This is a genomic window from Exiguobacterium sp. s181, from assembly GCF_018617125.1.
Lineage (GTDB): Bacteria > Bacillota > Bacilli > Exiguobacteriales > Exiguobacteriaceae > Exiguobacterium > Exiguobacterium profundum.
The window spans coordinates 391,920-413,328 of record NZ_JACSJM010000001.1 but is presented as its reverse complement, the minus strand read 5'-3'; the positions used below and the strand labels follow the sequence as shown (position 1 = coordinate 413,328).

The following is a 21,409-nucleotide window of genomic DNA, read 5'->3' as shown; positions in this document are numbered from 1 at the left end:
ACCATAACATTCATACGAACTCGCGATGAGAAAGAAGAGTAGCGCGAAGGGACGTCTTCAGAAAGCCGGTGATCGATGCGAACCGGTGTCGTGCCTTGCGTGAATGGGCTTTTGAGCGTTCAGACCGACATGTAGGCTCTGACGGGTCCTCCCGTTATCGGGGACAGCGAATGATGGTTCGCGATGAGTGGGAAGACAAGGCGTCTTTCAACGAAGGTGGCAACACGGGGAATCTCCTCGTCCTTCATGTCCGATTGGACATGCGGGACGGGGAGATTTTTTGTTTGAGCGATTGGAGGTGGGCTGGTGACGTTCCACGGATATACGCACCGCGGTCATCGTATACGAACAAGACGTGCCCTTCTCGTTCGTGGATGAACTGAACGAACGGGTACGTTGTGAATGCTCCGTTCAAACGCGGTTTCGATTTCGTATAAAAATCTTGAGAACAAATCGCCTCGAGGAGCGGTCGCACACGGATTGCGGACTTGTCCGCTACCGGCACGGTGAACATCCATAACGGTTCGTCATCGAACATGCACAATGTGGCGGTCGTCTTGAAGCGCACCGATTTGTCCCGGATGTAACGGAACAGACGGGTCGGTTTGACAGGCTGTCCATATACATGCCAAACGATCCGAATGGGGTCGCCCTCTTCGAACAACGCATCAAACAAATGCTGGGCACGACGGACGACTGCCTCAAAATATTCAAGATTCAATTCATCGGATTTGATATCAACGTAAGGTGACAGCGTGTCCTCGAGTTCGATGTGCTCGGTCAACGCTTCACCTGAAAATTGGTCAGGTCGTAAGACTGACATCGGCATATCCCCTTTCTACTATCCATTATAAGGAGGTTTTTTCAATGCAACAACGGATCATCAATGGTGACGAACTCACACCGGTGGCAATCTTCCACCGACTGCAAGGTGAGCGAAAGGTATTACTCGAGAGTCGCGCGGAGGGCAAGCACGGTCGCTACTCCATCATCGCGGCGAACCCGGTCGAGACGATCCGAGTCGATGGGAACGACGTGACAGATGCAACGGGGACGGTCTATGCGGACGACCCGCTCCATGCCCTGTCAAAACGCATCACCCGTGACGACTTCACTGCCCCCTACCCATTCATCGGCGGTGCCGTCGGCTATATCGGCTACGACTTGCTTCGCGTATATGAACCAATCCCGAACACGCCGACCGTGATGCGTGATTTGCCGGACGCCCTCTTCCAGCGCTATGAGACGGTCGTCTTATACGACCACCTCGAGGAACAGGCCATCTTGATCGATACGAGCGAGACGGATGCGACGATGCGACTCGAGTCCATCCAGGAACAGCTCGAGACTCCGGAGACGCACGCCCTCGAACCGGTCGTCCGGACGAGCGAGCGCATCTTGACGCCGAAGGACGAATTCATCGACCGTGTGCTCCAGGCGAAAGAGGCGATCCTTGCGGGCGAGGTGTTCCAGCTCGTCTTGTCGCAACGAATCGACGCGACGTTCACCGGGGACCCGTTCCACTTTTACCGGACGCTGCGGAAACAAAACCCGAGCCCGTACTTGTTCTACATCGACCTCGGGGAAGCGATTGTCCTCGGTGCTTCTCCTGAAAGTCTCGTCCGGGTCGAGAACGGCAAAGTGACGACGAACCCGATTGCCGGGACACGCCCTCGTGGGAAGACCGTCGAGGAAGACATGCGTCACGCGGCGTCACTCCTTCAAGACGAGAAGGAACTCGCCGAGCATCGGATGCTCCTCGACCTTGGACGGAACGATATCGGGCGGGTCGCGAAAGTCGGCACGGTCACCATCCCGAAACACATCGAGCTCGAACGATTCAAAAACGTGATGCATCTCGTCTCCGAAGTCGAAGGGGATTTACGTGACGATGTGACCCCAATCGATGCGCTCCGTGCCTGTCTTCCGGCAGGTACCGTCTCCGGGGCTCCAAAGATTCGGGCGATGCAGTTGATCGACGAGCTTGAGACGGTGAAACGGGAAGTCTACGCCGGGGCGGTCGGCTATCTCGACGTCCGCGGCGGATTCGACTTCGCCCTCGCCATCCGGACGATGGTCGTCCAAGGTGACACGGCCCATGTCCAAGCAGGCGCCGGCATCGTCTATGACTCAGATCCCGTATCAGAATATGAAGAAACGCTGCATAAAGCCAAATCCCTTTTGGAGGTGTTCGCATGATTCTCCTCATCGACAACTACGATTCGTTCACGTATAACGTCTATCAGGACGTCGCCCGCTTCAGTGACGTCTGCGTCATCCGGAACGACGAACATACTATAGAAGAAATCCGTCGCATGAACCCTAGTGGCATCCTCCTTTCTCCCGGTCCCGGTGGTCCACAAGACGCCGGTGTCTCGCTCGCGGTCGTGCGACAACTGTCCGGGTACATCCCGATTCTCGGGGTCTGTCTCGGTCACCAGGTCATCGCTGAGGCGTTCGGCGGGATTGTCGGTCGGGCGAACGAGGTGATGCATGGGAAAGTCTCACGGATCAATACGGTGCCAGGCGTCCTTTTCGAAGGATTGTCGATGGACGTCATGCGCTATCACTCGCTCGTCGTACAAGAGACCGAACTGACGGTCACGGCCGAGACGACAGACGGTGTCATCATGGCACTCGAGCACCCGACGCATCCGACGTACGGTGTCCAGTTCCACCCCGAGTCGATTGGGACACCGGACGGACGTGGCATCTTCGAGCGCTTTGTCCAACTGTGCACGAAAAAACCGGGGCACGTGTCCCCGATTTGAGTATCAGCCTAAAAAGTCTTCTCGCTGAAAATCATGTTTGTCGATCTTGATGTTGTTACATGCCACCCCGTTCGTCCGGAGCACGTGGATCGTTTCACGCAACAGCTCGTCACTGCCGACGATGTAGAACAAGGCGTCCTTGTCGGATGCCATCATCTCCAGGCGCTCGTAGTAGTCTTTCCGACTCGGGACGAACTCTGACGTGAAGTGCTCGTTCGATTCGAAGACGTCACCGAACAGATACGCCTTCGACGAATCGACGTTTAACGAATGGAGGTGCGGGACACCTTCCCCGTTCGCCAAGTACTCGAGGACGACTGGACGGAATGTCGCGAGTCCGACACCTGCCGATAAGAGGTAGACATTCTTCCCGCTCCGTTCGAGTGGGACGTTCGAATGTGTCTTGAACAAGGCGACCTTGTCCCCCGGTACCATGTCGCGAAGAATTGATTTGAACGTCGAGCATTCGGATTTGATGCGGGTCGTGATGCCGATCGCCCCTTCGTTCGGCAATGTCGAGATCGACATATGGCGGACGAGGCTCCGGTCCGGCTTGTCCCCGGCGTTGAACCCTTCGAGCGCGAGGTGCGTGTGCGCCCCTTCCTGCCACGTGAACTCAGGTGGCAAGGCGAGATGGAACGTGTATGTATCCGGTGCCTCGGCCACGACTTTGGTGATCGGTGTCCAGTCAATTTTCATGTGAATCCTCCTTAGTTTGATGTAACTGAAGTATTGATAATACTGCGGTTTAAAGTTACTGTTGTACAACGATTCAATTTCTAATGACTCAGTACACCGCAATCGGCCCATATGGCCCTTCGATGATTTCCAGTTTCGTCTCAAAAATTTCGGATAAGATCTTTGCGTCCATGATCTCATTCACCGTTCCGAACGCAGCGATCTGTCCGTCTTTCATCGCACAGATGCGGTCCGAATATTTCGCCGCGAAGTTGATGTCGTGGAGCACCGTGACGATCGTCCGTCCGAACTCGTCGGCGACGTGGCGTAAATACTCCATCATCTGTACCGAACGGGCGATGTCTAAGTTGTTAAGCGGCTCATCGAGGAGGACGTATTCCGTCTCCTGACAGAGCACCATCGCCACATAGGCACGCTGCCGTTGTCCCCCTGATAGCTCGTCGAGATAGCGGTTCTCGAGCGCGGTCAAATCGAGGAAGTCGATATATTTCGAGATGATGGCCTCGTCCTCTTTTGTGAGACGTCCTTTCGAGTACGGGAAACGCCCGAACCCGGCGAGTTGTCGGACCGTGAGCCTTGTCACGAAGTGATTCTCTTGGCGCAGGATGGTGATAATTTTCGCCAAGTCTTTCGACTTCGTGCTCGACACGTCCATGCCGGCGACTTGGATCTGCCCCTCGTCTAAGTTGAGCAACCGTCCGATCATCATGAGCGTCGTCGATTTGCCCGCCCCGTTCGGCCCAATGAGTGAGGTGAACCCGGCTTTCGGGATGTCGAGCGTGAGCGGTCCAATCTGGACGTCGTCTGTATACGATTTTTTGACTTGTTCGATTTGAATCATAGCGACCTCTTCCTTAGAATGACGGCCAAGAAGATGAGTCCGCCGAACAGTTCGATGATGACGGAGACGACACTTGGCGTCTGGAATATGTGATACATAAAGAAATATGCGCTCGTCAGGACGAAGAACCCTAGGGCGAACGCCATCGGAAAGACGTACTTATGGTCATACGTCGAGGCGACCTGATAGCTGAGCGTCGCGACTAAGAATCCGAAGAACGTGAGCGGCCCGATGAGCGCCGTCGAGACGGACATGAGGAGTGAGATCAGGACGAGCGTGTAGATGACACTCCTCCGATGGTTCATCCCGAACGTCGTCGCGACGTCCTTACCGAGTGCGACGATATTCAAGCGATTCGAGAACAGGAACAAGATTGTCCCAGCGATGACGACGATTGGGATTACGATGGGAAAGTACGCCACGTCGGCATTCGTCACCGAACCGAACAGCCGCGCCTGCAGGATATCGAACTCGGACGGGGCGAGCATACGGCGCATGAACGACGACACCGAGTTGAGACCCGTCCCGATGATGATCCCGATGAGCAGCATGAGCTGCAGGTTGGCGTATTTCCCTGACAAGAGCCATCCGTAAAGGAGGAGACTCATCGTCACCATGAGGCCGACCTGTGTCAAGAAGGCGCTTGTCCCCGAGAAGCCGATCAACGCCCCGGCCCCGAAGAAGAAGACCATGCTCGTCTGAATCGTCGAATAGAGCGCGTCGAATCCAAGGAGCGATGGCGTGATGATACGGTTGTTCGTCACGGAGTGGAATGCGACCGTCGCAAGACTTTGACAGAGTGCCGCAATCAACATCGTGACGATGGCGACGATTCGCCGTTCCACAACCGGCACGAATGACGGAGAGTCCATCGGGACCGGATTGTTATAAAGGAGAAGCCCGAGCGCGCACAACAGTCCGCCGAGAATGAAGGCACTTAAGAAGAGCCAATAGCGCCTGCTCGCCCGTTTCGATTGAAACGCTGAAGCATGACGTTCTTCTCTCAATTCCCCGATTGATACGTCGACACCGTCTCGTTCCATGACCGTACTCATCAAACCCCTCCCTTCTTCCGTTGTCGCATCAAGATCATGATGAAGACGATTGCCCCGACCGTGCCGAGAATAAGCGAGACCGGGAGTTCGAACGGCATGATGATCGTCCGCGAGATCAAGTCACTGACGAGAATCGCACCCATCCCGACAAGACAGACCCATGGCAAGTTGCTGCGCAAATCATCCCCGCGGAACATCGAGACGAGGTTCGGGACGATGAGTCCAAGGAACGGTAAATTCCCGATGACCGTCGCCACGACACCGACCGATAAGGCGATGAGCCCCGTCGCCATCATCATGAGCTGGTTATAGTTCACGCCGAGACTCGTCGCGATGTCTTCCCCGAGCCCGGCGAGCGTCAAGCGATTCGCCAGTAAGAAGATGAGCACCGTCACGACGATGATGACCCATAGATATTCGTAGCGCCCGATTTGCACCGAGGCGAACGAACCGACGAACCAGTCCTCGATTGCCTGACTTGCCCGGAAGAACAGACCGAGGAACGTCGAGATGGCGGAGATGACCGCCCCTAACATGAGCCCGATGATCGGCACGATGAGCGATGAACGAAGTTTGACCGAACGTAAAAACCAGAAGAAGACCATCGTCCCGATGAACGAGAAGACGATCGCCCCGGTCATTCGCATCATGAGGCTCGGTGCCGGTACGAGTAAATAAACGGTGAGCAGACCGAGTCCCGCCCATTCGAGCGTCCCCGTCGTCGTCGGTTCGACGAGCCGGTTTTGCGTGATGAGCTGCATGACGAGCCCCGCCATCGCCATTGCCGCACCCGTCAGCATGAGGGCGACCGTCCTTGGGACACGGGTGATCCAAAACATATCGAAGCCGTCTGTCCGTGACAGATCGTACACCCCGGTAAAGAGCGACAGCACCGCCAAACCGAGGACGATGATCACGGTGAACACGAACGACTTCGTCCACAATCTAGAAAAGGAGGGCTGAGACATCGTCTCAACCCTGGCTGTCAATGGTTTTTGCATGACGGAACCTTACTTCGCAAGCGCTTCTGTGACACTGTTAAAGAATTCCGCGTACGTTTGAATCGATTCGTTCAAGTACGTGTCTTTCGGGGCATAGACGATTTGCTCTTTCGACACAGCCGTCGTCTTTTGAAGTGCCGGTGCGTTGTCGATCACGTCTTCTGCTGGTACTGCGCCTTCTGCGTCACCGAGTGGTGCGTCACGGTCGAGAACGAACAACCAGTCTGGGTTGCTTTCCGCAATGGCTTCGACGGATACTTCGTCACCTTCATGGTCACCTGTCGTCTTCTCGACTTCAAGGGCTGGGACCCATCCGAAGATGTCGTACATCGGTCCGAACACGCGTCCCGTTACCGGTGCTGAGAACCCGATGTCTCCGCCCGATACGATGACCGACATGATTGTATCTTTTCCGTTGTATGCCGCTTTCGCGTCTTCAATCGACTTGTCGAGGTCCGCGACGATTGCTTCGGCTTCTGTGTTTTTGTCAAAGATTTTTCCGAGTGTGAGCGTCGTGTCAGTCAATCCTTTGACTAAAATCTCACCCGGTGTGCCTGAATCTTCTGGGATTTCGATGTTCAAGTCGATGACCGCTGCTTCCGGTACCAACTTTTTAATGTCCTCGTAGTAATCTGCGAAACGTTGACCGACGATGACGACGTCCGGGTCAACTCCTGCAATCGCCTCTAAGTTCGGCTCGAAGTGCATGCCGACGTCCGCGATGTCTTTGTCTGATGCGTATGGCGATTCCGCTGGAAGGAGTCCGATCGGTGCCGCCACCAAGTCGATGTCCCATGCTGCCAATGTTTCAAACGTCCGGTTATCCAGGGCGACGACCTTCTCCGGGTTGACCGGTACCTCGATTGTGCCATGTGCGTCTGTAATTTCGACCGTCTCTGTCTTTGTTGCGCCGTCGACGTTTTCTTCTTTCTTCGTCTCACTCGTTCCGCCACATGCGGCGAGTACGAAGACGAGCAACGTCAACATGAGTGAAATCTTGAATTTCCCCACTTCATCCATCTCCTCTGTATGTAAGTTTCAATGATCCTCGCACCAAAAAACGAGCCACGTTGGTTATGTATGTCTATTCTCGCATTCTCGTTATCAGTGATAATGATTATCATTGTCGTTTTCATCAAGTAGCATAACAAACAAAAAAAGGATACGCAATGCCAATTTGACAAGATTCGGATAGGAAAATTTTTCTTTCTATAGATGCACGCACAAAAAAAGAAAGTGGAGGTCCACTTTCTCAAACGAAGTAATAGATGATGCCATCCGTAAAATAATCGAGAGCTTCAAGTAACGTGAAAAAGATTGATACGATCAAATAGATGATTCGTTCATCTCGTTCTAAGCGTCTCCAAATAAACAATAGGATAACCCATCCAATTGGTCCAAAAATCAGACAACCAATCAAGAATGGGACTACTTGAGCCACAAAAGGTAATTTTTTCTCGTTCTCAGTCATTTCACTCATGCCTCCGAGATCCCGTTCGCCAACAGCAACAAGAAAGTCCAAATCGACAATGGGATCATCAATCCGATTGTCGTAAAGAAAGTGGGAAATTCACTTTCAAAGTTACTCATTGTCATCACGATTTCGTTTTCGATTGAGAATGATGTACGTTACGAATAAGACGAACGTATACGCCGCTGAGAAAATCACGATACTCAACAATCCGTCCGGTATGAGTTTCCTGATGAAGAACAACGAAAACACGACCGAGAAAAACAAATACGGTCCTCGATCGTCAGTCGGCGTGTCTCGCCAGTAAATGATCAAGATGAGAAGCGCGAGCGGGCCGCAAAGGGCATACAAAAAGAAAAACGGCACGCGGCGCATCAAAAATGGAGTTGGTTTAGGCAGTTCCATCCCACTCATGCCTCCGAAATCCCGTTCGCCAACAGCAACAGGAAAATCCAAATCGACAACGGAATCATCAAGCCAATTGTTGCAAGAAGCGTGTAGATTTTTATGATTCGATCCTTCGTGAACAGACCCCAAATCAACGTGGCGAACAAGGCGATGTCAATCGCGAGATATACCCAAATGACCGTCATCAACTCAAGGTTCGGAAACACTCGACCGTTCAAGGTGAAGAAGGTGATCACCGTCACGATAAAGAGTCCGAGCGTTGCGTAAAGTGGTGCGTATCGCTTGTTCATACGAGCATCGCCCGCTTCCGTTTGACCATCTCCAGGCAGCGACGGACACAAGTATCAACGTAACCATCCAATTGATGCGGGAGGAACATCGTGTATGTCCCCTCCTCCGTCATCGCCGCGTCCCGCTCGACTTTTTCGACCAGTTCAACGAGCTTCGGATTTCCTTTCAAGCGTTCAAAATCGAACGTCCCGAGGCGTTCCGACAGCCGAGCATTGTACGCATCAAAGTCCGCATAATAGGCCGCCTGTTTTGACGGGTCCTGGGTGATGAGCTCTTTCAACCACCCTTTATAAAACCCCTGCAACCAGACCTCATCCGCGACGAGGTGCGCGTAATAGCCGAGTCGATACGAGAAGTCTTCCTCCTTGCTGTCAATCCAATATTGGGACAAATCCAAGCGACGAGATAAATCATCATGGCGTCCTGCGTAGTAATGGGATGCCTCTTTTTCAGTCGTTGCATCCGGTGCGAGACTTCCGAGCAAAAATGCGACCTCATCCACCTCCGACAACGCTGGTAACATCTCGTTCGCGATGACGAGATGCATCAAATGTGAACCCATGTCACGCCCCCCTTTTCCCTGATTATTCCATCAACGTTCTATCTCGACAACCCCTCGCAAATTTTGATAGACTAACTTTACTGAACGGTCAGTAAAGTATAGAGAGGTGTGATGGGATGAGTAAAAAACAATTGTTGCTACAGACTGCCGCCCAGATGATTCGAGAAGACGGAATTAGTCAGTTGTCGCTCGAACGGTTGGCGACGAAAGCAGGAATCACGAAAGCCGGGGTCCTCTATCATTTCGACAATAAGGCCAACTTATTGCGCCAGATGAACGAGCTCGCCATCGAGACGTTCGAGAAACGAATCAGTGATCATCTATCGGACGGTCCATATTCGTTTACCCGTGCCTATGCACTGGCGACATTAGATGATGTCGATCACGGAGATATGGACCTCGTCGCCGTCTTCATCTCCTCACAAGAAGATGCGACGAGCGAGTCGATTTGGAGTGACGTGTCGACCGGTTGGGACGAGCGATTCGCTGCCGACGGACCGGACCAGGATGCGATTTTGAAACTTCGTCTCCTCTGCGACGGCTTTTGGTTCGCTGTCTTGTATGGATATAGCGAGTCGTTCAAGGACCGCGCGGCGACACTCATTCGGGAAGCATGTGACGAGTTGATTCTAGGAGGATTGTAGTATGGGATTCATCTATTTGATTGGGGCCATTGCCTCGGAACTGTTCGGGTCGAGCATGTTGAAAGTGAACGCCACCTCGACGAGTCGACTCCCGATTCTCGGCGTCGCCTTCGGATATGGGACGGCGTTTTATCTCTTATCGCTCGCCCTCTTTACCATTCCACTCAGCTTTGCGTATGCGTTTTGGAGCGGGGTCGGGACGGCACTCACGGCGGTGATCGGATTCGTCGTCTTCCGGGAACAAATCAGCCGTCAAAAAATTGCAGGGATTGGGCTCGTCATCATCGGGCTCATCTTGATGAAAGTGTGAGGTGAATCGGAATGAAATCCTATCTTTTACTGTTCTTTTCTATCGGATTTGAGGTGCTCGGAACGTCGATGTTGAAACTGTCGGATGGATTCACGAATCTCGTGCCGAGTGCCATCCTCTTGGTCAGTTTCGCCGCCTCGTTCACCCTCATGGGCATCGTGTTGAAAACGATCCCCCTCAGTATCGCCTATAGCATCTGGGCTGGACTCGGGACGGTGGCGACGGGACTCATCGGAGTGTTTATATACGGGGAAGTTCTCTCTGCATTGAACGGAATCGGTCTGTTGTTGATCGTCCTCGGCGTCATCGTGATGAATCAACGAAGAGAGGAAGTCGTGACATGAACGAGTTGGCAGATCATCTTCAAACACTAGAAGAAGCGTTATTGACGACGGAAGTCAGGCAGTCGACAGAGCGATTGCGTGAACTATTGACCTACGACTTCTTTGAAATCGGTAGCTCGGGACGGTTGCTGTATCAAGACTGGGATCAGACGACACTCCAGCTTGACTCGATTGAGGCCGAGTTATCCGAATTCACGCTGTATCCCTTGACGGAAGGTCACGTTTTGGTGACGTACCGTCTCGTTCAACCGAAACTAAATCGTGTGACACGTCGCAGCTCGATTTGGGTATTCGTGGATGGACGTTGGAAGATGCGATTCCATCAGGGAACGATCGTCCCGAATGAGGCAACTTGATTGCTGAACATCCTCGTCGAAGCACTCGATGCGTACGGACCGTATTTCTGTGGTTACGCGGCGGTACCAGGTGAACGGGTCGCCCTCGCCTATGTGAAGAGTGTCGAAGGCGCGCAGACCGGAAAGACGTACGAAGTGTATTAACCTTGAAGCATCTCTTAGGAGGTACTTTTTTCGTACCTTGCACTTTATTTTGTCTCCCTCGTCCGGAAGATTCCGCTATACTCGGAGCATCTTATGTCCGAGAAAGGTTGAAGTTTCATGAAAGACAAAACGTTTCGCGCCCTTTATCATATCCCTCCCTCTTTCGTCGAACATCCGCTTCAAAAGCGCGTCCTACAGGCAGTCGGTCGGAATCAAGAATCGATGGTCGAGGTCATCTTCCGCGTCGGTGGGTTCGGCACGTATGATGTGAGTACGATCACCTTTTTTGAGAGGGGCACTGTCCTTCGTCACATTGAGCGGTCCGACCGAGCGATCACCGAGCCCTTTGAATTCGAATACTATGAGGGCGAGGAAGCGAAACAGATGCGTGTCGCGTTTCATCTGCTTGGAACAAATTGGTGGCCACCCGTTTTCGAAGAACTCGAAGGGGTTCGCACGCTAGACGGTACGCAGTGGAGCCTCAGCGTATACACGAACGGGACACTCATTCACGAACATCATGGCAGTAACGCCTACCCGTCCGAATGGGAGCAAGTGACTCGCCTGTTCGGTATTGCTTGAAGAACGACAAAGGGAGCATCCGCAATGGATGCTCCCTTTCGTCAGAGCGCTTGAATCATCTCGACCCGATTGCCGAACGGGTCCCGAAACTCGAACCGGTCGAACCCCGGAATCGGAATACCTTCGGAGTAGGTGATTTCGTTCTCTCGAAGCGCTTCCTTCCAATAATCTAAATCCGTCACCGCATATGCGATATGCGCTTTCGTCTTCTGTCGTTCCACATCGTCCTCTGCCCCGACATGAACGGAACGGTCGCCGACCTGAAGCCAAAATCCACCTCGTCCCTTCAATGAATCCGGCTTCTCGATTTCACGTAGACCGAGAAAATCGCAGTAAAATGCCTTCGCCTCTTGCTCCGCTCCAGTTGGAATCGTGATCTGGACGTGATGAATCCCTGTGATCATGCCTCATTTCCCCTTCCGATAGGTCAGTCCGATATACTGCATCTTCTCGTTGAACAAACGTGGGTACGCCAGATAGCCGACGAGCGTCGCCGAGATCGAGGCAGTCGTCAAAATCAAGAACAGGATCAAGAGTTGATACAAGACCGCTTCCATCGGGTCGGCTCCTCCGATGATGAGTCCGCTCATCATTCCCGGTAGCTGGACGAGTCCCATCGTCTTTTGGGCCTCGACGGTCGGGATCATACTCGTCCGAATCGCATTCTTCAAGCTGCGGTCGATGGCCACTTTCGGCGTTCCGCCGAGCGAGAGAATGAGTTCGATGACATCGTCACTCCGCTCGACCTCATCTTTGAACTTATTCAAGAACAGGAGTGACAACACCATGCTGTTCCCGATGACCATCCCGCTGATCGGAATGACTTTTTCCGGCTCGAATGGGATGATACCGAGCCCGAGCATGAGTCCCATCGTCAGCGCTTCAATCGTCACGAGCGTCAAGACGATGATCCACATGATGCCCGGAATGCCGTCCCCTTTCCGTCGGATGTTTTGTGTCGCGGCGACAATCATAAGTAAAATCATCAACAGCATGAAGATCGGACTGTCGCTCTCAAAGACGAACGTCAGGATATAGCCGATGATCAATAGTTGAATGATGGAGCGGACGGTCGCAATGATAATATCACGCTCGAGTCCAAGTCGTAGGACGAGTGTCAAGGCAAGCGGGATGACGACGAAGATGAGCGCCGTCGCAAGTTCAATATATGACATCAATCTTCCCCCCTGACGAATCGTTGGATGACGGGATTGTCCGACTCATCGATGAACGATGCGTCCCCAAATGCAAGTAGTTCCCCGTCCTTCAAGAACCACATGTCGTCACTCACCCGCCGTGCCTGGTCGAGGTCATGGGTGATCCAAATGACGGTCACACCGTACGATTGTTGCAGTTTTCGAATGAGTCGCTCGATCTCTTTCACCGTCCGGTAATCTAGGCTCGCCGTGATCTCATCGAGCAAGAGCACGTCCGGTTTATTGACGAGCGTCCGGGCGATGGCGACCCGGCTCCGTTCCCCACCCGACAGTGATTTGATGGGTTGGTCGAGGAGCGCCTCACTCAAATCGACGCGATGGAGCAATTCGGCAGCCCGGTCACGGTCAAGTGTCTCGTCGAAGATGGCTTTCGGGAGATTCAAGTTGTCGTACACCGTCCCTTGAATCATCGGCGCACTTTGGAACGCCATCCCGATTTTCTTTCGTAGCTCGAGGATGTCCATCTCCGCGATGTCTTCCCCTTTAAAAAGAATCGTGCCCGTGTCCGGTGACAGCAATCCGTTGATATGCTTCAGACACGTCGTCTTGCCGGCGCCGCTCGGTCCGACGAACGTCGTGATTCGTCCTTCCCGGAACGACCCGGACACATGGTGCAGGATGTCTTGATGACTCACATCTTTGAATTCAATGATTGACATGCTTCTCTCGCCTCCTGATTCTAGTGTACAAAAAAGAGAGGATAAGGTGGTCAAGAATGCAATCTGTAATCGGCTGTCCAAGAAAATCAATCATTAGCAGTTTACTGTTTCGGTATGTACATTTCTAAGGCAGAAATGGCGGAGGAAGGATTTGAGTCATTTCTTCTTTCAATTCCTCTTTGAATCTATTTATTTCACAATCATTCATATAAAAGATTAATTCACGTGGTGTACCTGTCTGGAAACGGACCATGAACCTATAAAGAATTACCTCTTCACGTTCAATTGTCATTCTAAAAATCGGTTCAACAGGATTGAGAATGAATTTGTTCAGTTCTCCGTCTAACATGAGCGCAATTTGTGAAATCAGATATTCATACTCCGATTTCATAAGTAAAGCACCATAAAAATGAAAACTCCCTCTCGATTCTACCGATAACGCTAACGTTGAAAAAATAAATGGATCGTCTTCCTTTTCTTCATATTTTCGAGGAAAGAGTTCAAAAAACAATCCAGCACGCTCTACAATCGCCATTCCTTACACCTTCTTTGCAAATAAAATCTATGCTAGACCATCTTTGTTATTGCTGGAGGATCAGCGGATAGAACTTCAATCACATCATTTGATGTAAGAAAGACATAGTGCTCCACTTTACCCATCCCCTCATATCGTTCAAGAGACTCTTGGGCAAACCATTCCAGATAACTAGAATTTTTCATTTTGAATAATGTCCAATTCCCGTACTCAAGATGTGCATAATACCTATCTAAATGCTCTAACATCCTCAATCGTGAACCTTCATCCGAGTTTCGATAAGAAAGCAAAAGACCATCAAACAGAAATGAATATTTCTGTCCCTCTGTTGCGTCACTTACTATTATTCGCAAAGAATCACCATCATCCATTAAGGACTCTTTATGCAGACGTGCTGGAATAGACTCTACCGGAATCCATTTTTCCCATTCATTCATCTAGCTCCCACCCACTCGTCATTCACTTGAATTTATTTTCTTCGGTTTTTTGAGCGAATTCCCAACCCTAAAAGTAAGAGACCAAAAATCAGGAAACCTACAAATGTAGTTACGGTCATATTTTGTCACCTTTCGAATCATGTCATCTGTTACAACATTCGAGTTATATTTTGAAATCCCTTGTCCGTCTAATGCGTTCATTTCATACTCATTTTCTTGATAAACATAGTCATCTCAGAACAAAATGACCATATTTCTTTTTGTTACAGGTTAAACGAACAAAGCGCTCGACCGTTTCCACACGAAACAGTCGGGCGCTTTTGTTAATTATACTCCCGTTCGATGACGAAGCTCGTCTTGTCTCCACGGAAGTAGGAGCGTGAGTATTCAATCGCTCGTCCCGACTCATCCTCTGTCACCGTCTCGATATGGAAGCACGGCGACCCGAGTGGACAGTCGAGGAGCGCACTCACCTTCTCGTCAGCTAAGGCAATCTCCAGTGCCTCTGTCGTCTTGGCGACATGAACGTCGTGAACCTCGGCGAGTGTGCGGAAGAGCGAATGCTCCGCCTGTTCCTTCGTGATCCCCGGTGCAATCTGCCACGGGATGAACGAGACCTCATACTGCGTCGGTTCCCCGTCCGCATGACGGATCCGCTCAATCTTCTGGATCGGGGCATTGTCTTCCGCTTCAAACACCGATGCGATTTGACCAGACGCCGAGATGACCGAGATGTCGATCAAGGCGACTTGCCCACGTTTTCCTTGGACGGCGAGCTGGGCCGCATAGTTGTTCGGCGTGTACGACAACGTTTGTTGGACTTTCTTCCCGGCTACGAACGTCCCGCGTCCTTGTTGACGGACTAGATAGCCTTCCATCGTCAACTGGTTAAGTGCGCCCCGTACCGTCGTCCGGCTCACATCGAACTCCTCGCAAAGCGCGTATTCGGTCGGAAATTTTTCCCCTTCTTTATAGTGCCCACTTTTGATGCGGGACAGCAGTTCATCCTTGATTGCGGTTTGGAGCGTCGATTGCGACATGTCTCCATCTCCTTTACGTTGGGTTGGTTCCTTTATTGTGATACAGCAAGCATACAAATGCAAATACAAAAACTTATTTGTATTATTTGTATTTTTTATATTGCTGAAAGTTGTATCATTTGTTATATTTGTTACGACAAAAAGAAATCGCTTTCAAAAGGAGGAGTTGGCACCATGGCAGTCAAGGTCGTCATCATCGGCGGTGGGTCCAGTTACACCCCGGAAATCATCGAAGGATTGATTGATCGACAGGCAACGTTCCCCGTTCGGGAGATCGTGCTCGTCGATATCGAAGAAGGGAGGGAGAAATTAGAGATCGTCGGTCGTCTCGCCAAGCGGATGATTGAGAAGGCAAAGGCCGAGATCACACTCAGTTGGACGCTCGACCGAAGAGCCGCACTCGTCGGCGCAGATTTTGTATCCACACAGATTCGGGTCGGTGGACTCAAGGCACGTGCGCTCGATGAACGCATCCCGCTCAAGCATGGCTTCATCGGGCAAGAGACGAACGGCGCAGGCGGATTATTCAAAGCGTTCCGTACCATCCCCGTCTTGATCGACTTGGCAAACGAAGTCGCCGAGATTTGTCCGGACGCCTGGCTCGTCAACTTCACCAATCCGGCGGGCATCGTCACCGAGGCCGTACTCAAGCACTCATCTCATAAGAAGGTCATCGGTGTCTGCAACATCCCGTTCAACATGCGAAACTCGGTCGCTGAGATCCTCGAGACGCCTGTCGAACGAGTCGCGATTGAATTTATCGGATTGAACCATTTCGTCTTCGGTCGTCACGTATGGGTCGACGGTGTGGACCGGACGAGTGACGTCCTCGCCTCGCTCAACGCAGGCAACGACTACTCGCCGGCGAACATTGTCGGGCTCGGTTGGAGCGAATCGTTCCTATCGTCACTCGGCATGTTACCGAACCCGTATCATCAGTATTACTTCCAGACGAAAGATGTATTGAAGAAAGACCTCGAGGCGTACGAACAAAACGGCACCCGTGCCGAAGTCGTGCAACAAGTCGAGGCACAGTTGTTCGAGAAGTACAAAGACGTCGATCTCGCCGTCAAACCGGAAGAGCTTGAAAAACGTGGAGGCGCCTACTATTCAGACGCCGCCTGCAACTTGATGGACTCGATTCACAACGACCGCGGTGACATCCAGACGGTCAACACGCTCAATAACGGCACGATTCGGGATTTACCAGACGACGCGGTCATCGAAGTGAACGCCGTCATCACGAAGTCGGGGCCTCGCCCCATCTCCATCGGCGCGTTGCCGCTGCCGATCCGTGGGCTCATCACGAACTTAAAAACGTTTGAACAGCTCGCCATCCAAGCGGCTGTATCTGGCACGTACGAGGACGCCTATCTTGCCTGCCTCATGAACCCGCTCATCCAGGACGAGAAACGGATCGACCCGCTTCTCAAAGAGCTGTTCACAGCGCACGAGGCGTACCTACCCCAATTCAAAAAGGAGGTTTACTCATGAACAAGTTTATTGAAATCGCGGGACGTATCGGGTCCCAAAGGCACTTAGTCGCCATCCGTGACGGATTCGTTTCCGTCATGCCACTCATCATCGTCGGGTCGCTCGCGGTCCTTATCAACAACTTCCCAGCCGTCAACATCGGTGGTCTCTCACTCGACTTCGTCGGATCAATGAACAGTATGTTTGGCGAAGGCAACTGGCAAGGACTCGGTGGTAGTATTTGGAACGCGTCCTTCGCGATACTCGGGCTCCTGATCGCCTTCTCCATCGGGTATAACTTGGCCCGTTCATACGGGATTGACGGGCTCGCGGCGGGGATTTTGTCGCTCGCTTCGTATATCATGCTCGTACCGGTCACTGCTGACTGGGGTCTCAACTTCGCATGGCTCGGCGCACAAGGACTCTTCGTCGCTATCATCGTATCGATTGTCGTCACAGAAATGTTCCGCTACCTCATCAATACGAAACTGACGATCAAGATGCCAGAAGGTGTACCAGGTGGGGTCACACGTTCATTCCAAGCGCTCATCCCATCAATGATTATCTTGACGGTCGTCGCAGGATTCCAGCTCTTCATGACGCTCGTCGTCGAACTCAGTGTATTTGAAGTCATCTTTAAAGCGATCCAACAACCGCTCCAAGGATTCGGTGACTCACTCCCGGCTGCCTTACTGATCGCCTTCTTGAACCACATCCTTTGGTTCTTCGGGCTTCACGGGACGAACATCATCGGCTCGGTCATCGAACCGGTCTATCTCCCGCTCATCGAGCAAAACTTGGCTGCCTTCCAAGCTGGAACGTCAGCGTTTGATGTACCGTACACAGTCACAAAACCGTTCTTGGATGCGTTCGTCTTCATGGGTGGATCGGGTACGACGTTCGCGCTCTTACTCGCGATCTTCATCGTCGTCCGCAAACAACGGAATCACCCGTATCACCAAGTCGCAAAACTGTCGACACCAGCCAGTCTCTTTAATATCAACGAACCGGTCATCTTCGGTCTTCCGATTGTATTGAACCCGATCATGCTCGTACCGTTCATCTTAGTGCCGGTCACGCTCACCATCGTCTCTTATGTCGCGCTCTCGACAGGCATGGTTCCGAAGACAGTCGCCATCGTCCCTTGGACAACGCCACCGATCATTAGCGGCTATTTGGTCACAGGCGGTAGCGTCCGCGGCGTCTTGCTCCAAATCGTCAACTTGTCGATTGCGACAGCGATGTATATTCCATTCGTCATGGCAGGAGCGAAGGCGATGACAGCCGAAATCAATAAAAACAAATCTGCTACTGAGGAAGGAGAAAAGATTTCGTGAAAACCGAAACCATCCAAGAACTCTCGTTTATGATGATCTTACATGCCGGAAACGCACGCTCCTCTGCATTCGAGGCCATCGCTGCCGCGAAACGCGGTGAAGCGGACGAAGCGGCGGCAAAGTTGAAAGAAGCCGATGCGGCCTTCTTGGACGCACACAAGCTACAAACGGAGCTGTTACAAGAAGAGGCACGGGGGACGACGAGCGACATGAGCGTCCTCCTCGTCCACGCACAAGACCACCTCATGACGGCGATGACCGTGAAAGAGCTCGCCGTCGAAATGATTGACATGATCACCCGTTTGAATCGATTGGAGGAAACGACATGAACATCTTACTCGTCTGCTCGGCAGGAATGTCGACATCGATCTTAGTGGAAAAAATGCGGAAAGAAGCCGCTGCACGCGGACTCGACGCATCCATTGACGCGATTCCAGAGTCGCGCTTGAAAGAACAGTCGAACGTCGACGTCATCTTGATCGGACCCCAAGTCCGCTACCTCGAAGGCAAAATCAAATCGTCCGTCGACGTACCGGTCGCGGTCATCGATAACATGGCGTACGGGATGATGAAAGGTGACCTGGTCCTCGACCAGGCACTCGGTCTCGTCAATGCCTAACACGTTCGTCTTGGTCAACGCTGATGACTTCGGATTGACGACAGGTGTGAACGCCGGCACCTTGGAGAGTCATCTGAATGGAATCGTCAATTCGGCGACGATGATCATGAACGGGTATGCCGTCGAGGAAGCGGTCCGACTCGCGAAACAACATCCGTCGCTCCGCGTCGGGGTCCATCTCGTCTTATCTTGGGGCAAACCGCTCGCCGACACGAGCGCCCCTCTCACGAAAGAAGACGGCACGTTCCGCTACACGAGCCGTTTCTTGACTGAAGACTCGCCTGACCCGGAGCTCGTCTATCTGGAGTGGAAAGCCCAAATCGAGGCGTTCCTTGCGACCGGACTTCCGCTCGACCATCTCGACAGCCACCATCACATTCACGGTTGGCCGGTCCTGCACGACGTCATCATTCGTCTCGCTGAAGAATACGACACGACGTTTCGGGCCTTAACGACGCTCGGGTCACGCCGAGACTTGTGGGTGACCGAACGGTTCAGTGATCAGTTCTACGCGGACGGTGTCTCCCATGCGACGCTCGACGCCATCGAACCAGGTGAATCCATCGAAGTGATGGTCCATCCGGCCGACCTCGATGATCGTCTTCCGAGCGTCACGTCTTACCTCGAGCCACGCCTCCTCGAAAAACAGGTGTTGGTCGACTATGAACGCCCCGATTGGTGGGCATGACAAAAGCGGGTTCCCTTTCACGGGGACCCGCTTTTTCATAGGTCGAATGCTTGTTGAATCTGTGCCGCCGTCTCTTCCGGACTTAAGTTCGTGTTATCGATCCGAAGATAGTGCTCGACGTCTAATTCTCCCGGACGTGAGTTCAATCGATACATCGTTGCCGTCTGCTTCAGTTCTGCCTCGGACCAGGCGATGTCACGCTTCGACGGTTTATGGGCAAGACGGTTCTCCGTCGTATTGCGCGCGAGGCGCTCTTCCATCTCGGCCTCGAGCTCGACATAGTAGATGTCCGCCCCGTGTGACTCGAACAAATCCGTCACTTTCTTCACGTAATCCCAGTCCTCCTGCATGTCAAACGCCCAGACGAACGTGAAAATCATGCCGGGTAGATCACTCTTGGCGACCGCCTCGAACAGTTCTTGACGAAAGTGTTGGACGAGTCGCTTCCCTTCCGGCGTCCCGTAATTGAAGAACGGTCCGACGAGGTCGATCGTCATATGATTATGGAATAATTTCAGTCCGGTTTTGTCGGCGAGCGCCTGCCCGACCGTCATCTTGCCGACGGCTTGCGGACCAAATAAGATGATGAATTTCATTGGATTTCCCCCTATATCTTTTGAAGATTTTATCATGTGACTTAAAATGTGTGACCCCTCCAAAATATTTGTTTACCTCTTTCCAAATGAAGGAATAAGCATAGCATCGAACTTTATAGAAAGAAGGTGCCCCCGTGACTTGTCCCCACTGCGGAAAGAAGACACGATCGAAAACGGTCTGTCCGACGTGCGGCCGCCGCTCACGTCGCACGATTTGGTTATTTGCCACCCCATTCGCTATCGCACTCATTGCCTTTGTCACCTTCATTGGAAACGCCTATTTCACGGACATGCTACGTTCGACCGACTCGCTCGCCGATCAGGTCAACTTGCCGATTAGGGAAGATACGGTCTCCGCTGACGAAGCGACACCGGTCGACTTCGCCGCCTTACAGGACAGCCTCTTCACCGTCAGTTACGGAACGGGATTTTTGGTGAGCTCACGCGATGTCGTCACCGCCGCCTCGAATGTGGCCGGGTTGACGAATATCATCATGTACCATGACGGTGAGGCCGTCTCCGGCACCGTCGTCGGTCGGACGAAGCTCATTGCTGTCATTCGAATCGAAGAGACGGAGAACACACCATACACACTCACGCAAGCAATCGCCGCAGAGGACGAGACGTTGACCACCTTGACGATGCAAGAACGCATCAACGGTACGGTCACATTCGCCGAGAACGGCTATAGCCGAAACTTTGAATTGCCTCGTCATGCGTATGGCAGTCCTCTCCTTTCAGCATCCGGGCGAGTCGTCGCCATCCATTTGCGTGGAATCGCCTTGCCGACCGCACTATTTGAGCAAGACATCCGGACGTTCATCGCAAAAGATGCACCGGCACCGCCACCTATCGAACTCGCACCGATCGAACCGATCAAACCAGATTTGACAGAAGAACCGGTCGTCGTTCCGGAAGCACCCCCTATTCCCGAGGCGCAACCTGAAATCCCACCGGCCACTGAACCGGAGGCGCCGGTCGAGGAAGAAGTCGAAGAGGAAGTTGTGGAAGAGTCCGAACCGACGACACCGGAAGTGACGCCGGAAGAGCCTGCGGAACCGCCAAATGAACCAGAGGAACCGCCAAGTGAACCAGAGGAACCGACGGACCCACCGGAAACGGAAGAGCCGATTGAAGACGATCCTCCGGTGACTGAGCCGGAGGAACCGACCGAACCGGAAGAGCCAACGAAGCCAGAAGAACCGACGACGCTCGAAGCAGACGGGGATGAGGACTCCATCGTCGAAGAAGACATCGTCGAAGAAGATTCAGAAGAACCGATTGAAGAGGAAAACGACACGAGCACCCCATCTGATTGATGGAGTGCTC

30 protein-coding genes, 1 pseudogene and 1 other annotated feature are annotated in these 21,409 nt (G+C 52.5%); of the genes and pseudogenes, 14 read left to right on the top strand and 17 right to left on the bottom strand.

Annotation, left to right across the window (positions count from 1 at the left end):
• Window positions 1-16: 16 nt before the first annotated feature.
• Window positions 17-248 (top strand) — a binding site (T-box leader).
• Window positions 245-823, bottom strand: coding sequence for a DUF3885 domain-containing protein (locus KNO70_RS02300; RefSeq protein WP_214734402.1), 579 nt, complete (start codon window positions 821-823; stop codon window positions 245-247). It overlaps the preceding feature by 4 nt.
• 44 nt (window positions 824-867) lie before the next feature.
• On the opposite strand from KNO70_RS02300, the gene trpE reads away from it, so the two are divergent.
• A complete protein-coding gene (trpE, locus tag KNO70_RS02295) occupies window positions 868-2,199 on the top strand; it encodes an anthranilate synthase component I (protein WP_214811063.1) in 1,332 nt (443 codons plus the stop codon).
• Window positions 2,196-2,771, top strand: a complete 576-nt coding sequence (locus KNO70_RS02290) for an anthranilate synthase component II (RefSeq protein WP_214811061.1) — start codon at window positions 2,196-2,198, stop codon at window positions 2,769-2,771. The genes trpE and KNO70_RS02290 overlap by 4 nt, the downstream gene beginning before the upstream one ends.
• Before the next feature lie 3 nt (window positions 2,772-2,774).
• Here the strand turns inward: KNO70_RS02290 and KNO70_RS02285 are convergent, their stop codons facing one another.
• The 9 genes from KNO70_RS02285 to KNO70_RS02245 all read right to left on the bottom strand — a co-directional run bounded on the left by KNO70_RS02285 (window position 2,775) and on the right by KNO70_RS02245 (window position 9,099).
• Entirely contained in the window at window positions 2,775-3,470 is a 696-nt protein-coding gene (locus KNO70_RS02285) for a ferredoxin reductase domain-containing protein (RefSeq protein ID WP_214730300.1), read from the bottom strand.
• An 88-nt stretch (window positions 3,471-3,558) separates the two neighbouring features.
• The gene (locus KNO70_RS02280) at window positions 3,559-4,311 is read right to left on the bottom strand and encodes an iron ABC transporter ATP-binding protein (RefSeq protein ID WP_214730299.1); all 753 of its coding nucleotides are present in this window, start codon (window positions 4,309-4,311) and stop codon (window positions 3,559-3,561) included.
• On the bottom strand, window positions 4,308-5,366 hold the full coding sequence (locus tag KNO70_RS02275) for an iron chelate uptake ABC transporter family permease subunit (RefSeq protein ID WP_214811059.1): 1,059 nt from the start codon (window positions 5,364-5,366) through the stop codon (window positions 4,308-4,310). The genes KNO70_RS02280 and KNO70_RS02275 overlap by 4 nt, the downstream gene beginning before the upstream one ends.
• Window positions 5,366-6,367 carry an ABC transporter permease gene (locus KNO70_RS02270; protein ID WP_214811051.1) on the bottom strand — a complete coding sequence of 334 codons (1,002 nt, stop codon included), beginning with the start codon at window positions 6,365-6,367 and terminating at the stop codon, window positions 5,366-5,368. Before KNO70_RS02270 ends, KNO70_RS02275 begins: the two co-directional genes overlap by 1 nt.
• Window positions 6,368-6,376: 9 nt before the next feature.
• The gene (locus KNO70_RS02265; protein WP_214811049.1) at window positions 6,377-7,387 is read right to left on the bottom strand and encodes a siderophore ABC transporter substrate-binding protein; all 1,011 of its coding nucleotides are present in this window, start codon (window positions 7,385-7,387) and stop codon (window positions 6,377-6,379) included.
• Window positions 7,388-7,619: 232 nt separating this feature from the next.
• Window positions 7,620-7,847 (bottom strand): hypothetical protein, encoded by a 228-nt coding sequence (locus tag KNO70_RS02260; protein ID WP_214811048.1) that lies wholly within the window; start codon window positions 7,845-7,847, stop codon window positions 7,620-7,622.
• Window positions 7,848-7,949: 102 nt separating this feature from the next.
• Window positions 7,950-8,243: a hypothetical protein gene (locus KNO70_RS02255; RefSeq protein WP_214683610.1), complete on the bottom strand. Its 294-nt coding sequence runs from the start codon at window positions 8,241-8,243 to the stop codon at window positions 7,950-7,952.
• 5 nt (window positions 8,244-8,248) lie between these two features.
• On the bottom strand, window positions 8,249-8,536 hold the full coding sequence (locus KNO70_RS02250; RefSeq protein ID WP_214687410.1) for a hypothetical protein: 288 nt from the start codon (window positions 8,534-8,536) through the stop codon (window positions 8,249-8,251).
• Entirely contained in the window at window positions 8,533-9,099 is a 567-nt protein-coding gene (locus KNO70_RS02245; RefSeq protein WP_214811047.1) for a zinc dependent phospholipase C family protein, read from the bottom strand. The genes KNO70_RS02250 and KNO70_RS02245 overlap by 4 nt, the downstream gene beginning before the upstream one ends.
• 116 nt (window positions 9,100-9,215) lie before the next feature.
• On the opposite strand from KNO70_RS02245, the gene KNO70_RS02240 reads away from it, so the two are divergent.
• From KNO70_RS02240 to KNO70_RS02215, 6 genes and pseudogenes are all read left to right on the top strand, one after another.
• Window positions 9,216-9,743 carry a TetR/AcrR family transcriptional regulator gene (locus KNO70_RS02240; RefSeq protein WP_214683604.1) on the top strand — a complete coding sequence of 176 codons (528 nt, stop codon included), beginning with the start codon at window positions 9,216-9,218 and terminating at the stop codon, window positions 9,741-9,743.
• 1 nt (window position 9,744) lies between these two features.
• Window positions 9,745-10,053 (top strand): DMT family transporter, encoded by a 309-nt coding sequence (locus tag KNO70_RS02235; protein WP_214683602.1) that lies wholly within the window; start codon window positions 9,745-9,747, stop codon window positions 10,051-10,053.
• Between the two features lie 11 nt (window positions 10,054-10,064).
• Window positions 10,065-10,397, top strand: a complete 333-nt coding sequence (locus KNO70_RS02230; protein WP_214730293.1) for a DMT family transporter — start codon at window positions 10,065-10,067, stop codon at window positions 10,395-10,397.
• Entirely contained in the window at window positions 10,394-10,753 is a 360-nt protein-coding gene (locus tag KNO70_RS02225; RefSeq protein WP_214811045.1) for a nuclear transport factor 2 family protein, read from the top strand. The genes KNO70_RS02230 and KNO70_RS02225 overlap by 4 nt, the downstream gene beginning before the upstream one ends.
• Before the next feature lie 6 nt (window positions 10,754-10,759).
• A pseudogene (locus tag KNO70_RS02220) lies at window positions 10,760-10,897 on the top strand (short chain dehydrogenase); the annotation flags it as partial.
• A gap of 117 nt (window positions 10,898-11,014) precedes the next feature.
• Window positions 11,015-11,479 (top strand): hypothetical protein, encoded by a 465-nt coding sequence (locus tag KNO70_RS02215; protein WP_214683594.1) that lies wholly within the window; start codon window positions 11,015-11,017, stop codon window positions 11,477-11,479.
• 41 nt (window positions 11,480-11,520) lie between these two features.
• On the opposite strand, the gene KNO70_RS02210 is transcribed toward KNO70_RS02215, so the two are convergent.
• From KNO70_RS02210 to KNO70_RS02185, 6 genes are all read right to left on the bottom strand, one after another.
• Window positions 11,521-11,883, bottom strand: coding sequence for a VOC family protein (locus KNO70_RS02210; protein WP_214683592.1), 363 nt, complete (start codon window positions 11,881-11,883; stop codon window positions 11,521-11,523).
• A 3-nt stretch (window positions 11,884-11,886) separates the two neighbouring features.
• Complete coding sequence (locus KNO70_RS02205; protein WP_074035973.1) at window positions 11,887-12,654, bottom strand: ABC transporter permease; 768 nt, start codon at window positions 12,652-12,654, stop codon at window positions 11,887-11,889.
• Window positions 12,654-13,355, bottom strand: a complete 702-nt coding sequence (locus KNO70_RS02200; protein ID WP_214811042.1) for an ABC transporter ATP-binding protein — start codon at window positions 13,353-13,355, stop codon at window positions 12,654-12,656. The genes KNO70_RS02205 and KNO70_RS02200 overlap by 1 nt, the downstream gene beginning before the upstream one ends.
• A gap of 124 nt (window positions 13,356-13,479) precedes the next feature.
• Window positions 13,480-13,890: a WapI family immunity protein gene (locus tag KNO70_RS02195; protein WP_047794919.1), complete on the bottom strand. Its 411-nt coding sequence runs from the start codon at window positions 13,888-13,890 to the stop codon at window positions 13,480-13,482.
• Window positions 13,891-13,922: 32 nt separating this feature from the next.
• Window positions 13,923-14,327, bottom strand: a complete 405-nt coding sequence (locus KNO70_RS02190) for a hypothetical protein (protein WP_214811040.1) — start codon at window positions 14,325-14,327, stop codon at window positions 13,923-13,925.
• A gap of 323 nt (window positions 14,328-14,650) precedes the next feature.
• Window positions 14,651-15,367 carry a GntR family transcriptional regulator gene (locus KNO70_RS02185; protein WP_078147525.1) on the bottom strand — a complete coding sequence of 239 codons (717 nt, stop codon included), beginning with the start codon at window positions 15,365-15,367 and terminating at the stop codon, window positions 14,651-14,653.
• Between the two features lie 174 nt (window positions 15,368-15,541).
• On the opposite strand from KNO70_RS02185, the gene KNO70_RS02180 reads away from it, so the two are divergent.
• From KNO70_RS02180 to KNO70_RS02160, 5 genes are read left to right on the top strand one after another with little or no spacing between them, the layout of a single operon-like run.
• Window positions 15,542-16,861 (top strand): 6-phospho-beta-glucosidase, encoded by a 1,320-nt coding sequence (locus KNO70_RS02180; protein WP_078147526.1) that lies wholly within the window; start codon window positions 15,542-15,544, stop codon window positions 16,859-16,861.
• Complete coding sequence (locus tag KNO70_RS02175; RefSeq protein ID WP_078147527.1) at window positions 16,858-18,177, top strand: PTS sugar transporter subunit IIC; 1,320 nt, start codon at window positions 16,858-16,860, stop codon at window positions 18,175-18,177. Before KNO70_RS02180 ends, KNO70_RS02175 begins: the two co-directional genes overlap by 4 nt.
• A 29-nt stretch (window positions 18,178-18,206) precedes the next feature.
• Window positions 18,207-18,506: a PTS sugar transporter subunit IIA gene (locus KNO70_RS02170; RefSeq protein WP_168169900.1), complete on the top strand. Its 300-nt coding sequence runs from the start codon at window positions 18,207-18,209 to the stop codon at window positions 18,504-18,506.
• Window positions 18,503-18,796, top strand: coding sequence for a PTS sugar transporter subunit IIB (locus KNO70_RS02165; RefSeq protein ID WP_012727190.1), 294 nt, complete (start codon window positions 18,503-18,505; stop codon window positions 18,794-18,796). The genes KNO70_RS02170 and KNO70_RS02165 overlap by 4 nt, the downstream gene beginning before the upstream one ends.
• Window positions 18,753-19,484 (top strand): carbohydrate deacetylase, encoded by a 732-nt coding sequence (locus tag KNO70_RS02160; protein ID WP_371816080.1) that lies wholly within the window; start codon window positions 18,753-18,755, stop codon window positions 19,482-19,484. The genes KNO70_RS02165 and KNO70_RS02160 overlap by 44 nt, the downstream gene beginning before the upstream one ends.
• Before the next feature lie 35 nt (window positions 19,485-19,519).
• Here the strand turns inward: KNO70_RS02160 and KNO70_RS02155 are convergent, their stop codons facing one another.
• On the bottom strand, window positions 19,520-20,080 hold the full coding sequence (locus KNO70_RS02155; protein ID WP_214811038.1) for an AAA family ATPase: 561 nt from the start codon (window positions 20,078-20,080) through the stop codon (window positions 19,520-19,522).
• A 134-nt stretch (window positions 20,081-20,214) separates the two neighbouring features.
• On the opposite strand from KNO70_RS02155, the gene KNO70_RS02150 reads away from it, so the two are divergent.
• Window positions 20,215-21,399: a hypothetical protein gene (locus KNO70_RS02150; RefSeq protein WP_214811037.1), complete on the top strand. Its 1,185-nt coding sequence runs from the start codon at window positions 20,215-20,217 to the stop codon at window positions 21,397-21,399.
• Window positions 21,400-21,409: the final 10 nt, after the last annotated feature.

What these genes read in the sequence shown, in the direction of transcription:
- KNO70_RS02300 (WP_214734402.1), bottom strand. Translation starts at nt 823, where the DNA reads ATGTCAGTCTTACGACCTGACCAATTTTCAGGTGAAGCGTTGACCGAG.
- trpE (WP_214811063.1), top strand. Translation starts at nt 868, where the DNA reads ATGCAACAACGGATCATCAATGGTGACGAACTCACACCGGTGGCAATC.
- KNO70_RS02290 (WP_214811061.1), top strand. Translation starts at nt 2,196, where the DNA reads ATGATTCTCCTCATCGACAACTACGATTCGTTCACGTATAACGTCTAT.
- KNO70_RS02285 (WP_214730300.1), bottom strand. Translation starts at nt 3,470, where the DNA reads ATGAAAATTGACTGGACACCGATCACCAAAGTCGTGGCCGAGGCACCG.
- KNO70_RS02280 (WP_214730299.1), bottom strand. Translation starts at nt 4,311, where the DNA reads ATGATTCAAATCGAACAAGTCAAAAAATCGTATACAGACGACGTCCAG.
- KNO70_RS02275 (WP_214811059.1), bottom strand. Translation starts at nt 5,366, where the DNA reads ATGAGTACGGTCATGGAACGAGACGGTGTCGACGTATCAATCGGGGAA.
- KNO70_RS02270 (WP_214811051.1), bottom strand. Translation starts at nt 6,367, where the DNA reads ATGCAAAAACCATTGACAGCCAGGGTTGAGACGATGTCTCAGCCCTCC.
- KNO70_RS02265 (WP_214811049.1), bottom strand. Translation starts at nt 7,387, where the DNA reads ATGGATGAAGTGGGGAAATTCAAGATTTCACTCATGTTGACGTTGCTC.
- KNO70_RS02260 (WP_214811048.1), bottom strand. Translation starts at nt 7,847, where the DNA reads ATGAGTGAAATGACTGAGAACGAGAAAAAATTACCTTTTGTGGCTCAA.
- KNO70_RS02255 (WP_214683610.1), bottom strand. Translation starts at nt 8,243, where the DNA reads ATGGAACTGCCTAAACCAACTCCATTTTTGATGCGCCGCGTGCCGTTT.
- KNO70_RS02250 (WP_214687410.1), bottom strand. Translation starts at nt 8,536, where the DNA reads ATGAACAAGCGATACGCACCACTTTACGCAACGCTCGGACTCTTTATC.
- KNO70_RS02245 (WP_214811047.1), bottom strand. Translation starts at nt 9,099, where the DNA reads ATGGGTTCACATTTGATGCATCTCGTCATCGCGAACGAGATGTTACCA.
- KNO70_RS02240 (WP_214683604.1), top strand. Translation starts at nt 9,216, where the DNA reads ATGAGTAAAAAACAATTGTTGCTACAGACTGCCGCCCAGATGATTCGA.
- KNO70_RS02235 (WP_214683602.1), top strand. Translation starts at nt 9,745, where the DNA reads ATGGGATTCATCTATTTGATTGGGGCCATTGCCTCGGAACTGTTCGGG.
- KNO70_RS02230 (WP_214730293.1), top strand. Translation starts at nt 10,065, where the DNA reads ATGAAATCCTATCTTTTACTGTTCTTTTCTATCGGATTTGAGGTGCTC.
- KNO70_RS02225 (WP_214811045.1), top strand. Translation starts at nt 10,394, where the DNA reads ATGAACGAGTTGGCAGATCATCTTCAAACACTAGAAGAAGCGTTATTG.
- KNO70_RS02215 (WP_214683594.1), top strand. Translation starts at nt 11,015, where the DNA reads ATGAAAGACAAAACGTTTCGCGCCCTTTATCATATCCCTCCCTCTTTC.
- KNO70_RS02210 (WP_214683592.1), bottom strand. Translation starts at nt 11,883, where the DNA reads ATGATCACAGGGATTCATCACGTCCAGATCACGATTCCAACTGGAGCG.
- KNO70_RS02205 (WP_074035973.1), bottom strand. Translation starts at nt 12,654, where the DNA reads ATGTCATATATTGAACTTGCGACGGCGCTCATCTTCGTCGTCATCCCG.
- KNO70_RS02200 (WP_214811042.1), bottom strand. Translation starts at nt 13,355, where the DNA reads ATGTCAATCATTGAATTCAAAGATGTGAGTCATCAAGACATCCTGCAC.
- KNO70_RS02195 (WP_047794919.1), bottom strand. Translation starts at nt 13,890, where the DNA reads ATGGCGATTGTAGAGCGTGCTGGATTGTTTTTTGAACTCTTTCCTCGA.
- KNO70_RS02190 (WP_214811040.1), bottom strand. Translation starts at nt 14,327, where the DNA reads ATGAATGAATGGGAAAAATGGATTCCGGTAGAGTCTATTCCAGCACGT.
- KNO70_RS02185 (WP_078147525.1), bottom strand. Translation starts at nt 15,367, where the DNA reads ATGTCGCAATCGACGCTCCAAACCGCAATCAAGGATGAACTGCTGTCC.
- KNO70_RS02180 (WP_078147526.1), top strand. Translation starts at nt 15,542, where the DNA reads ATGGCAGTCAAGGTCGTCATCATCGGCGGTGGGTCCAGTTACACCCCG.
- KNO70_RS02175 (WP_078147527.1), top strand. Translation starts at nt 16,858, where the DNA reads ATGAACAAGTTTATTGAAATCGCGGGACGTATCGGGTCCCAAAGGCAC.
- KNO70_RS02170 (WP_168169900.1), top strand. Translation starts at nt 18,207, where the DNA reads ATGATGATCTTACATGCCGGAAACGCACGCTCCTCTGCATTCGAGGCC.
- KNO70_RS02165 (WP_012727190.1), top strand. Translation starts at nt 18,503, where the DNA reads ATGAACATCTTACTCGTCTGCTCGGCAGGAATGTCGACATCGATCTTA.
- KNO70_RS02155 (WP_214811038.1), bottom strand. Translation starts at nt 20,080, where the DNA reads ATGAAATTCATCATCTTATTTGGTCCGCAAGCCGTCGGCAAGATGACG.